Below are 10931 nucleotides of genomic sequence, written 5' to 3' on the forward strand. Positions count from 1 at the left end.
CCCCCCGGCCGGTCTCCGCAAGGAGCCGTCCGGGCGTCGGCAAGGCCCGAACAGGGCCGGCGGCCGGCACGCGCGTGGAAAACGACGACGCGGGGCGGTCTGTCTCGTCGAAACGGTAACTCTACAACAGCACCGGGCGAGCCCGGTCGCCCCGCGCCCTCCCCGAACTTTTCAGCGGAAACGCCGAAGAGCGCTTCAGCCTGCCCGGCCGCATCGGGTCGGGAGGTTCCGAAGGGCCGACGACGGCGGCCCGCCCGCATGGTCTTTGAAAACTGAATCGGGCCTACGAAAACGCCACGAAGATCAGCGCGACGACGGTGACGTCGACGGTGCGGGCGATGAAGGTCAGCATGGCGGCGGTCCCGAACGGAGGGTGAGAGCCCGTCGTTCAGCAAGGACCGTGCCGCGGCGTCAGATGTCGCTGTCTTCCGTCCGGCCGGGGCGGGGCCGCCGCTCGTTGGCCCCCGAATGCTCGGTCCCCAGATAGGCCGAACGGGCTGCGTCCAGCACCGGCGGCCCGCCCTTGATGCCCCGTCGCTGCCCTTCCTGGCCGATCATCTGGGCGGCGAAGGCGGCGGCCGAGGCGTCCGGCGCCGGCGCGGGGGCAGGTCTTGCCGGGGGCTCGGCAGGCCCGGCCTCGAATTCCGTGACCGTGAGGGCGCGCGACCGGGCTGCGGCCCGGCGCTCGGCGGCGCGCCGCTCGGCCGATCGTCGGTCCTCGCGGCGTTCGACGGGACCCACGGCGCGGATCTCGTCGCCCATGTCAGCCGCCCTTGCCGGGCGTCTTCGACAGCTTGTCGATCTGGCTGCGCATCTCGTCCATCTGGCGGCGCATTTCCGCCAGGGGATCGGCGTCCGGCGCGGGCTCGGGTTTCGCCGCCGCCGAGGCCGCCGCCATCGCGCCGGGCGTCAGGGCGCCGAAGCCCGGCCACATCTTCATGGCGTCGCTGAACATGGCCATGTTGCGCTTGACGGCCTCGTCCATCAGCCCGGCCCCGGGCGCGGCGCCGAAGGCCTTGGAGAACTGGCCGCGGATCTGCTCCTGCTGGCGGCTGAAATTGTCGAGCGACATCTCCAGATAGCTGGGCAGCACCCCCTGCATCTGGCCGCCGTAGAAGCCGATCAGCTGGCGCAGGAACTGGACCGGCAGCAGGGCCTCGCCGCGGCTCTCTTCCTCGAAGATGATCTGGGTCAGGATCTGGCGGGTCAGGTCGTCGTTGGTCTTGGCGTCGAAGACCACGAACTCGGTCCCCTCGCGCACCATCTTCGCCAGGTCCTCCAGCGTCACATAGGCCGAGGTCGCCGTATTGTAGAGGCGGCGGTTGGCGTATTTCTTGATGACGACGGTTTCGCCGGCTCCGGACTTCCTGTCAGCCACGCGCGATCCTCGTTCCTGTTGCAACGCCGCACTATGCTGCGCTGCGGACGCGAATGTCTAGCCGACGCCCGCCGCGGCCGGGGCCAGGACGACGCCGACCAGCACGGCGGCCCAGTGCACGGACGCGCCGGTGACCACGAAACCGTGCCAGATGGCCCTGCGGAACTTCACCTTCGGGCTGATGAAGACGAACACCCCGGCGGTGTAGATCAGCCCGCCCAGCACCAGCAGGCCCAGGGCGATCGGGTGGACGGTGTCGATCATCGGCTTCAGCGCGATCACCGCCAGCCAGCCGAACAGCACATAGACGCCGCTCCAGAAGGCGTCCGAGATCCGCGGCGCCACCAGCTTGGCGCCGACGCCCGCCAGCGCGATCGTCCAGACCAGCAGGGTGAATCCGATCGACCAGGCGCCTTCGAAACGCTGGGTCGTGAACGGCGTGTAGCTGCCCGCGATCATCAGAAAGATCGCCGCCTCGTCCATCCGGCGCAGGATGGGTCGGGCGGCGCAGGGCCGGGTCTGGTTGTAGATGGTCGAGACGGTCAGCATGGCGACCAGGCAGAGGGCGTAGGTCGCGGTCGCCGCCACGGCTCCGATGCCGACATACATAGCGGCCAGCACCGCCAGCACGATCCCGCCCACAGCGGCCAGGGTCAGGCCGACGACGTGCACGACGAGGTCGGCGGTCTTTTCGGCGGGCGAGCGATAGTGTTCGGCCATGTCGAGCTCGTCCGGCTCGCAGACCTTGACGAACACCTTTTTCAATCGCGTCAGCATGGCCACCACAAGCCTTTCTGGCCTGGTTCGTTCCCTCAAGGATAGGCGCAGGAGGGTGACCGGGCGGTGAATGGAGCCGTCAGACGTGACGAAGGCCTCCGGATGCGGCAGAAACGCCACGATTTGTATCGCGCGGCCTGACGACCACATGAGGCGTCCAGGTTTCGCACCCACGGCCCGCGCTCCCCCGCCCAGGCCCGGTTCCAGAGGTTCGTGAATGTCCATCGACGTCGTCATCGTCTCCGCCGCGCGCACGCCGGTCGGCGCCTTCATGGGCGGCCTGTCCAGCCTGCCGGCGTCGAAGCTGGGCGAGGTCGCGATCCGGGCGGCGCTGGAGCGGGCCGGCGTCGATGCCGCCGAGGTCGACGAGGTCATCCTGGGCCATGTGCTGCAGGCGGCGGCGGGGCAGGGCCCGGCCCGGCAGGCGGCCATGGGGGCGGGCATTCCGAAGGAAACGGCGGCCTGGAGCCTGAACCAGATCTGCGGCTCGGGCCTGCGCGCGGTCGCCATCGGCGCCCAGCAGATCGCGCTTGGCGATGCGAGGATCGTCGTCGCCGGCGGTCAGGAGAGCATGAGCCAGGCGCCGCACGCCCAACACCTGCGCAGCGGCCAGAAGATGGGCGACCTGTCGCTGATCGACACCATGATCCGGGATGGGCTGTGGGACGCCTTCAACGGCTATCACATGGGCCAGACGGCGGAGAATGTGGCCGACACGTTCCGGATCAGCCGCGCCGACCAGGACGCCTTCGCCGTCGCCAGCCAGCACAAGGCCGAGGCGGCCCAGAAGGCCGGCCGCTTCGACGACGAGATCGCGCCGGTGACCATCGCCTCGAAGAAGGGCGACGTCGTCGTCGACAAGGATGAATACATCCGTCACGGCGCCACCCTCGACGCGATGGAGAAGCTGCGTCCCGCCTTCACGAAGGAGGGCTCCGTCACCGCCGCCAACGCCTCGGGCCTCAACGACGGCGCCGCGGCGCTCGTGCTGATGAGCGCCGACGAGGCGAAGGCCCGGGGCCTCGAGGTCCTGGCCCGGATCGTCTCTTCCGCCACGGCGGGCGTCGATCCGGCGGTCATGGGCACGGGCCCGATTCCGGCGTCGAGGAAGGCGCTGGAAAAAGCCGGCTGGACCGTCGCCGATCTCGACCTGGTGGAGTCCAACGAGGCCTTCGCGGCCCAGAGCCTGTGTGTCCTTCGCGAACTCGGGCTCGACCCCGACAAGGTCAACGTCAACGGCGGCGCCATCGCCATCGGCCACCCCATCGGCGCGTCCGGCGCCCGCATCCTGACCACCCTGCTGCACGAGATGAAGCGGCGCGGCGCCGGCAAGGGTCTGGCGACCCTGTGCATCGGCGGCGGCATGGGCGTGGCCATGTGCGTCCAGCGCGATTGACCCGGCGGTGACAGACCCCGGCAGCGCGGAAACCGACGGCCGCATCGCCATCATCGGCGGCGGATTCTCGGGCGCGATGCTGGCCGCCCGCCTTGCCGAATGCGGCGTCGCCTCGGTGCTGATCGACCGGAGCGGGAGCTTCGGACCGGGGCTGGCCTATTCCACGCCCTTCGAGGGCCATCTGCTGAATGTGCGCGCCAACCGGATGAGCGCGGTCGAGGGGCGGCCCGATGACTTTGTCGAATGGCTCAGGGACAGCGCGGGCTGGCGCGCCGACCCGGACGGTTTCGCACCGCGGCGCTATTTCGGGGAATATCTGCAACACCGCTTGAACGCCGTCCGGCTGGCGCACCCCGGCCGCATCGAAATGGCCACCGGCGAGGCGACGGCGGTCGACCCGGACGGCGTCAGCCTGGCCGACGGCCGGCGGATCGCGGCGCGCGCCGTCGTGCTGGCGACAGGCAATCCCGCGCCGAAGAGCGCGCGGAGCCGTTCGCGGCGGATCATCCCGGATCCCTGGGCGGCGGGCGCGCTGGAGAAGATCGGACCGCAGGACGAGGTCGTCATCCTGGGCTCCGGCCTGACCATGGTGGACATGGTGCTGTGGCTGGACGCCAACGGCCGCACCGGGCGGATCAGGGTGCTGTCGCGGCGCGGGCTGCGGCCCCGGGCGCATGGCGAACACCACGACACGCCGACCCCGCCGACCGGAAAATTGCTGGAAGGGTCGCCGTCGGAGCAACTGGCCGAGGCCCGCCGGCTCGTCGGCGAGACGGGCTCCTGGCGCGGGGTGATGGAGGGGCTGCGGCCCCGGACCGCACAGCTCTGGACCGGGGCGGAGCCGAAGACGCGCGCCCGCTGGCTGCGCCATCTGCGGCCGTGGTGGGACGTGCACCGCCACCGGATCCCGCCCGAGATCGACGAGGCCATGGACCGGCTGGAGGCCGCCGGCCGCCTCGATGTCTCGGCCGGTCGGGTCGACCGGATCGACACGGAGACAGACAGCGTCACGGTCCACTGGCGGCCGCGTGACGGTTCGCACAAACCGCCCCTGACCGCGGGCTGGCTGATCGACTGCACGGGGCCGGGGCATGCGGCGGCGCAGACGCCGCTCACCGCGGCCCTGCTCGCGGAGGGACGGGTGCGGCTCGAACCGCTGGGCCTCGGCCTGGACGTGGCCGCGGACGGTCGAGCGATCGGGGCCGACGGGACGCCGGACGATCGCCTGTTCGTGCTGGGGCCCCCGGCCTTCGCCTCCTTCTGGGAGACGACCGCCGTGCCCGACATCCGCAAGCGGGTGGAGGGACTGGTGGGGATGCTGGCGTCGGACGGCGCCTCATCCTAGGGTCATCGCCGTCCAGCTTCGGGGGAACGACTTGGCCAATCCGATTATCCGGGGTTTCCGCAACCTGACGCGCTTCTCAGGGCGGGATACGCGCGGCCAATTCTGGCCCTATGCCGGCGTGGTGTTCGCCCTCGTCTTCCTCGCGTTCGGCGTCTCCATCGGGCTCTGGATGAATGCGCTGTTCGCTGACATGTCCGCGTTCGCGGCCGCCCATCCGGATGCGGCGACGGTGCATTCTTCTCCGGGCCAGTATTCGATCCAGATCGACGGAGGGCATCCCGAGGCCCCGGTTCCCGACTTCACCCTGTTCTTCGTGGGAATGGGGCTGATGCTGGGATCGATGGTTCTGTTGCTGGCGGCGGCGGTTGCGCGGCGATTGCACGACCGGAACCTGCGAGCCTATTGGGGCCTCTTGCCGGTGCCTTTCCTCGTGATCGGCATGACGGTGTTTCTCGTGCTCATGGATCAGACGATGCAGGGCCACGCGGAGCCGAACTTCGGCCTGTTCGCCCTGCTGTTTCTGAACAACCTCGTCTACATGATCGCGTTGGTGAGCCTGATCGTGATGCTGGCGATGCGCGGCGCCCAGGGTGAGAACCGGTTCGGCTAATAGCCGGCAGCCGCCTTTTCGGCCCCGTAGCGCCGCAGACCTAGCCCGCCGCCTTCACCGCCGCGACCACATCCGCCACGACCGATTTCACCAGCGCCGCGTCGTCGCCCTCGGCCATGACGCGGATCAGCTTCTCCGTCCCTGACGGCCGCACCAGCAGGCGCCCGCCCCCGTCCAGCCGCGCCTCGGCGGCGGCGATGGCGGCCTTGACCCCGGCGTCCTGCAGCGGCTTGCCCGTCGTGAACCGGACGTTCTCCAGCAACTGCGGCACGGGCTCGAACTGGCGGGCCAGATCGCTCATGGCGCGGCCGCTCTCGACCAGCACGGCGAGCACCTGCAGCGCCGACATCAGGCCGTCGCCGGTGGTGGCGTAGTCGTGCAGGATGATGTGGCCGGACTGTTCGCCGCCCATGTTGAAGCCGCCCTGGCGCATCCGCTCCATGACATAACGGTCGCCGACCTGGGTCCGCTCCAGCGTCAGGCCGGCGGCGTTCAGGGCGCGCTCCATCCCTAGGTTGGACATGACGGTGGCGACCACGCCGCCGCCGACCAGCAGGCCCCGCTTCGCCCAGTCCAGGGCCACCATGGTCATGATCTGGTCGCCGTCGACGATCTGACCCTTTTCATCGCAGATGATGACCCGGTCGGCGTCGCCGTCCAGGGCGATACCGATGTGGGCCCCGTGGGTCTTGACCGCCTCGGCCAGGGTCTGCGGATAGGTCGAACCGCAGTTGGCGTTGATGTTCAGCCCGTTCGGCTCGACGCCGACCGGGAAGACCTCGGCCCCCAGTTCATAGAGCGTCGTGGGCGCGACCTTGTAGCCGGCGCCGTTGGCGCAATCGATGGCGATGCGCAGGCCCTGAAGGCTCAGGCCCTTGGGGAAACTGGCCTTGGCGATCTCGATATAGCGGGCCTGGCTGTCGTCGATCCGCTTGACCCGGCCCAGCTTGTCCGGGGGGGCGAGGCCGGCGTCCAGGGCCTGGTCCATCATGGATTCGATCTTCAGCTCGACCTCGTCCGACAGCTTGTAGCCGTCCGGGCCGAACAGCTTGATGCCGTTGTCGAGATAGGCGTTGTGAGAGGCGGAGATCATCACCCCGATGTCGGCCCGCATCGAACGGGTCATCATGGCCACGCCGGGCGTCGGCAAGGGGCCGAAGGTCAGCACATCCATGCCCGCCGAGGCGAAACCCGCGACCAGCGCCGGTTCGATCATATAGCCGGAAAGCCGCGTGTCCTTGCCGATCACGACGAGGTGCCGGCGGTCGTCGGACGACATGAACATCCGTCCGGCCGCCAGCCCCACCCGCAGAGCCACCTCGGGCGTCATGGGATGGCTGTTGGCGCGGCCCCGGATGCCGTCGGTGCCGAAATAACGTCTCTCGCCCAAGCTTCGTCTTCCTCTCGTCGCGGTCGCAGAAACCTTGCGAAACCGCTTTTTAGGTGCAAACCGGGGCGCCTGTCGCCTACATCGGCGCCAGACACCCGGGCTCGGCTTAGACCGTTACCCGTCCGCGTGCAAAACGCGGAAAGGCAGACTTCCGAGGGACTTATCCATGTGTGGCATCATCGGTGTGACGGGCGTCGGCCCGGCGGTTCCCCGTCTGATCGACAGTCTGAAAAGGCTGGAATACCGTGGCTATGACTCCGCCGGCGTCGCCGCACTCGTCGATGGACGGATCGAGCGTCGCCGCGCCAAGGGCAAGATCCGCGAGCTGGAGGCTGTGCTGGCCGCCGAGCCGCTGGACGCCACCGTCGGCATCGGACACACGCGCTGGGCCACCCACGGCGCCCCGACGACCGCCAACGCCCACCCGCACAAGGCGGGCCGCGTCGTTCTGGTGCACAACGGCATCATCGAGAATTTCGCCGAGCTGAAGGCCGAACTGGCCGCGGACGGCCATATGTTCGAAAGCCAGACCGACACCGAGGTCGTCGCACACCTGCTGGACCGTGAACTGGGCCGCGGGAACGACCCACTGGTCGCCTTCAAGACCGTGCTGGACCGGCTCACCGGCGCCTATGCGCTGGCCGTGCTGATCGAGGGCGAGGACGGGTTGATCCTCGGCGCGCGGCGCGGCAGTCCGCTGGTCGTCGGCTGGGGCGAGGGCGAGATGTATCTGGGCTCGGACGCCCTGGCGGTCGGCCCCTTCACGCAGAAGATCAGCTATCTGGAAGAGGGCGACTATGTCGGCGTCGACCGGAAGGGCGCGCGCATGTTCGACGTGGACGGCGCGGCGGTCGAGCGGCCGATCGTACAGGTTTCCGCTTCTTCGGCCCTGGTCGAGAAAGGCGAGTACCGGCACTTCATGGAGAAGGAAATCCATGAGCAGCCCGACAGCGTCCAGCACACCCTGTCCCACTACCTGGACTTCGTAAACGGCAAGGCGAAGACCGACTCCGCCGACTTCGCCGCCATCGACCGCATCCAGATCGTGGCCTGCGGCACCGCCTTCTACGCCGGCCAGATCGGCCGCTATGCGTTCGAGAAGCTGGCCCATCTGCCGTGCGACGTCGAGATCGCCTCCGAGTTTCGCTACCGCAATCCGGCCCTGACGCCGGGGACCCTGGCCGTCGCCGTCAGCCAGTCGGGCGAGACCGCCGACACCCTGGCCAGCCTGTCCTGGTGCAAGTCCAGGGGTCTGAAGACCGCGGCCCTGGTCAATGTCCACTCGTCGTCCATGGCGCGCGAGGCCGGGCATCTGTGGCCGACCCATGCGGGCCCCGAGATCGGCGTCGCCTCGACCAAGGCCTTCACCGCCCAGGTTGCGGCCCTGCTGGCCCTCGCTGTCGCGGCGGGCGTGCAGCGCGGTCATATCGACGAGGCGCGCGAGGCCGAACTGGTCAAGGCCCTGTTCGAGGCCCCGCGCCTGATCGCCGAGGCCATGAACATGGAGGACGACCTGAAGGCCGTCGCCCATGACATCGCCAAGGCCACCGACGTCCTGTTCCTGGGCCGCGGAGCCATGTTCCCGCTGGCCATGGAGGGCGCGCTGAAGCTGAAGGAGATCAGCTACATCCACGCCGAGGGCTATGCCGCCGGCGAGTTGAAGCACGGGCCGATCGCGCTGGTGGACGAATATACGCCGATCGTGGCCCTGGCCCCTCTGGACGAGGTCTTCGAGAAGACCGCCTCCAACCTGCAGGAGGTCGCGGCGCGGGGCGGACCGGTGATCATGATCGCGCCGAAGGCCGCGCCCGATCCGCACGGCGCCGGCATCCGCCGCGTCGACGCGCCTGAATGCCATTCCCTGATCGCGCCCCTGATCTACGCCATTCCGGTGCAGCTGCTGGCCTATTACACGGCAGTGCAGAAGGGGACGGACGTGGATCAGCCGCGCAATCTGGCCAAGTCCGTCACCGTCGAGTGATCGCATCGGGGCGCAAATACGTTAGGTTGCCCGACCTCGCTGTTCAGGACTTCGCATGACCGCCCACAGTCGCCGCCTCCGCAAGGCCGTTCTGCCCGTCGCCGGCCTGGGGACCCGCGTTCTCCCGGGTACGAAAACCACGCCCAAGGAGCTGCTGAACGTCGTCGACCGGCCCATCCTCAGCTACATCGTCGAGGAAGCCCGCGAGGCCGGCATCGAGCACATCGTCTTCGTCACCGGGCGGTCCAAGGGCGCCATCGAGGACTATTTCGATCACCAGATCGAGCTTGAGGCCCAGCTTCTGGCCAAGGGCAAGACCGATATCCTCGACATGATGAACGCCGAACTGGCCAGCGCCGGCGAGATGAGCTTCACGCGGCAGATGCAGCCCCTGGGCCTGGGCCACGCCGTCTGGTGCGCCCGCGACATCATCGGCGACGAGCCGTTCGCCGTCTTGCTGCCCGATGTGATCGTCGACTCCCAGCCGGGCGCCCTCAAACAGCTGGCCGACGTCTATGCCGAAGTCGGCGGGAACGTCATCGGCGTCGAGGCCGTACCCGAGAGCGAGACCCACAAATACGGCATCGTCGATCCCGAGAACCGCGACGGCCGCCACATCCGCATGAAGGGGATGGTCGAGAAGCCGCCGCGCGGCGAGGCGCCGTCGAACCTGTCGATCTCGGGACGGTACATCCTGCAGCCGGAAATCTTCGGCATCCTGGAAAACCAGCCTCGCGGCGCGGGCGGCGAGATCCAGCTGACCGACGGCATGGCGCGGCTGATGCAGGACCAGGCTTTCACCGCCGTCGAATACGATGGCGTGACCCACGACTGCGGCGACAAGATCGGCCTGCTGCGCGCCAATGTGGCCCTGGCGTTGAAACGTGCGGACCTCGGCGAGGCGGCTCGCGCTGCGATCACCGCCCTGCTCTAGGCGAGGCTCACTCGCTCCGGGGCAGCCGTGTCGCGCTGGTGAGCTTGCAGAAATTATCGGTGTTGGGCCGGCCGGATTGCCGGCCGGTCGGGGCCAGGATGCCGCCTTGGGCGGCGCAATCTTCGGCCAGCTTCTGCATGTCGGTCGCATAGCGGTCGGTGGTGGCGGTCGAGGCGCAGCCGGCGGCGGCCAGCAGAAGCAGGGCGGGGGCGAGGGTCAGGACGCGCATGGGGGAGTCTCCTTGCGATGCGGTCCCTATCTAAGCGCTCAATGACGCATCTGTTCAATCGCCTCGATGAGGCGAGCGAGGTCCGTCGGCCCGGACAGGCGGTGGTCGCCGCCCTCGATCAGGTCCAGCCGCACGTCGCCCCCGGTCAGCCGCTCGACCAGACGAACGGCATGCGCCCACGGCACAACATCGTCAGCCCGTCCCTGAAGGATATGCACCGGCGCGGAAACGGGAATGGGGGCGTCCAGAACCAGCCAGTCGCGCGCCTCCTCGAACATGGCCCGGGTCAGGACGTATTCGCCCAGCCCCTCCTCGACGATCAGCGTCTCGCCGTCGCGCAGGATGGCCTGACGCTGGTGGTCGGCCAGGCCCGGCCACATCAGCCGCTCGGTGAAGTCCTGGGCCGGATTGACCAGCGCGAGGCCCGCCATCCGTTCCGGCCGCGCCATCGCCAGCAACAGCGCCACCCAGCCGCCCATCGAGGATCCGACGGGAATGACCGGCCCTTCCAGGCTGTCGATCAGGGCCACGGCGTCCTCGCGCCAGCGGCCGATGGTGGCCTTGCGCCAGTCGCCGGTCGACCGGCCGTGGGCGAAATGGTCGTAGCGGAGGTAGGTCCAGCCGCGCTCGCTCGCCGCCGCGTCCAGGGCCAGGGCCTTGGTCCCCTCCATGTCCGAACGGAAGCCGCCGATCCAGACGACCGTCGGACCCTCGCCCTCGATCCGGCGGAAGGCGAGGGTCTCGCCGTCCGGGCGTTGCAGCCGCTGGATGCCGTCGCTCATGACCCGCCTCTCGCGAAAACCGTCGCGGACTGATAGCGAACCCGGGATAGCTAGCGAAGGCCAAAGCGCGTGCCCGATCCCAAGACCGCCCCGAAGGTGCTGTTCGTCA

At 69.0% G+C, this 10931-nt stretch carries 11 protein-coding genes; 5 read left to right on the forward strand and 6 right to left on the reverse strand.

Translation table 11 applies throughout. The annotated features are described in order from the left end of the window. Nucleotides 1–411: 411 nt before the first annotated feature. From V6M42_RS02970 to trhA, 3 genes are read right to left on the reverse strand one after another with little or no spacing between them, the layout of a single operon-like run. A complete protein-coding gene (locus V6M42_RS02970) occupies nucleotides 412–762 on the reverse strand; it encodes a hypothetical protein (protein ID WP_332677062.1) in 351 nt (116 codons plus the stop codon). 1 nt (nucleotide 763) lies between these two features. After that, nucleotides 764–1378: a polyhydroxyalkanoate synthesis repressor PhaR gene (gene phaR, locus V6M42_RS02975; protein WP_332659777.1), complete on the reverse strand. Its 615-nt coding sequence runs from the start codon at nucleotides 1376–1378 to the stop codon at nucleotides 764–766. 57 nt (nucleotides 1379–1435) lie between these two features. After that, nucleotides 1436–2155 (reverse strand): PAQR family membrane homeostasis protein TrhA, encoded by a 720-nt coding sequence (gene trhA, locus V6M42_RS02980; protein ID WP_332659845.1) that lies wholly within the window; start codon nucleotides 2153–2155, stop codon nucleotides 1436–1438. A 217-nt stretch (nucleotides 2156–2372) separates the two neighbouring features. Between trhA and V6M42_RS02985 the strand changes: the two genes are divergently transcribed. The 3 genes from V6M42_RS02985 to V6M42_RS02995 are packed head-to-tail and all read left to right on the forward strand — an operon-like array spanning nucleotide 2373 to nucleotide 5506. Continuing rightward, nucleotides 2373–3551: an acetyl-CoA C-acetyltransferase gene (locus V6M42_RS02985; protein WP_332677064.1), complete on the forward strand. Its 1179-nt coding sequence runs from the start codon at nucleotides 2373–2375 to the stop codon at nucleotides 3549–3551. A gap of 7 nt (nucleotides 3552–3558) precedes the next feature. Beyond that, on the forward strand, nucleotides 3559–4896 hold the full coding sequence (locus V6M42_RS02990) for an FAD/NAD(P)-binding protein (protein ID WP_332677065.1): 1338 nt from the start codon (nucleotides 3559–3561) through the stop codon (nucleotides 4894–4896). Between the two features lie 31 nt (nucleotides 4897–4927). Continuing rightward, nucleotides 4928–5506 carry a DUF805 domain-containing protein gene (locus V6M42_RS02995; protein ID WP_332677067.1) on the forward strand — a complete coding sequence of 193 codons (579 nt, stop codon included), beginning with the start codon at nucleotides 4928–4930 and terminating at the stop codon, nucleotides 5504–5506. A 40-nt stretch (nucleotides 5507–5546) separates the two neighbouring features. Here the strand turns inward: V6M42_RS02995 and glmM are convergent, their stop codons facing one another. After that, nucleotides 5547–6896 carry a phosphoglucosamine mutase gene (gene glmM / locus V6M42_RS03000; protein WP_332677068.1) on the reverse strand — a complete coding sequence of 450 codons (1350 nt, stop codon included), beginning with the start codon at nucleotides 6894–6896 and terminating at the stop codon, nucleotides 5547–5549. Nucleotides 6897–7062: 166 nt separating this feature from the next. Here glmM and glmS point away from each other — a divergent pair, with 166 nt between their 5' ends. Together glmS and galU are read left to right on the forward strand one after the other, a co-directional pair. Then, nucleotides 7063–8877 (forward strand): glutamine--fructose-6-phosphate transaminase (isomerizing), encoded by a 1815-nt coding sequence (glmS, locus tag V6M42_RS03005; RefSeq protein ID WP_332659785.1) that lies wholly within the window; start codon nucleotides 7063–7065, stop codon nucleotides 8875–8877. Between the two features lie 55 nt (nucleotides 8878–8932). After that, the gene (gene galU, locus V6M42_RS03010; protein ID WP_332659786.1) at nucleotides 8933–9811 is read left to right on the forward strand and encodes a UTP--glucose-1-phosphate uridylyltransferase GalU; all 879 of its coding nucleotides are present in this window, start codon (nucleotides 8933–8935) and stop codon (nucleotides 9809–9811) included. Between the two features lie 7 nt (nucleotides 9812–9818). Here the strand turns inward: galU and V6M42_RS03015 are convergent, their stop codons facing one another. Both V6M42_RS03015 and V6M42_RS03020 read right to left on the reverse strand, forming a co-directional pair. Next, on the reverse strand, nucleotides 9819–10040 hold the full coding sequence (locus V6M42_RS03015; RefSeq protein ID WP_332659788.1) for a hypothetical protein: 222 nt from the start codon (nucleotides 10038–10040) through the stop codon (nucleotides 9819–9821). Nucleotides 10041–10078: 38 nt separating this feature from the next. After that, a complete protein-coding gene (locus V6M42_RS03020) occupies nucleotides 10079–10822 on the reverse strand; it encodes an alpha/beta fold hydrolase (RefSeq protein ID WP_332677069.1) in 744 nt (247 codons plus the stop codon). Nucleotides 10823–10931 lie beyond the last annotated feature (109 nt).

The sequence above is a fragment of the Brevundimonas sp. genome (assembly GCF_036677305.1).
Classification (GTDB): Bacteria; Pseudomonadota; Alphaproteobacteria; order Caulobacterales; family Caulobacteraceae; genus Brevundimonas.

Coding starts and splice junctions, on each gene's coding strand:
- V6M42_RS02970 (WP_332677062.1), bottom strand. CDS start 762: ATGGGCGACGAGATCCGCGCCGTGGGTCCCGTCGAACGCCGCGAGGAC.
- trhA (WP_332659845.1), bottom strand. CDS start 2,155: ATGCTGACGCGATTGAAAAAGGTGTTCGTCAAGGTCTGCGAGCCGGAC.
- V6M42_RS02985 (WP_332677064.1), top strand. CDS start 2,373: ATGTCCATCGACGTCGTCATCGTCTCCGCCGCGCGCACGCCGGTCGGC.
- glmS (WP_332659785.1), top strand. CDS start 7,063: ATGTGTGGCATCATCGGTGTGACGGGCGTCGGCCCGGCGGTTCCCCGT.
- galU (WP_332659786.1), top strand. CDS start 8,933: ATGACCGCCCACAGTCGCCGCCTCCGCAAGGCCGTTCTGCCCGTCGCC.
- V6M42_RS03015 (WP_332659788.1), bottom strand. CDS start 10,040: ATGCGCGTCCTGACCCTCGCCCCCGCCCTGCTTCTGCTGGCCGCCGCC.
- V6M42_RS03020 (WP_332677069.1), bottom strand. CDS start 10,822: ATGAGCGACGGCATCCAGCGGCTGCAACGCCCGGACGGCGAGACCCTC.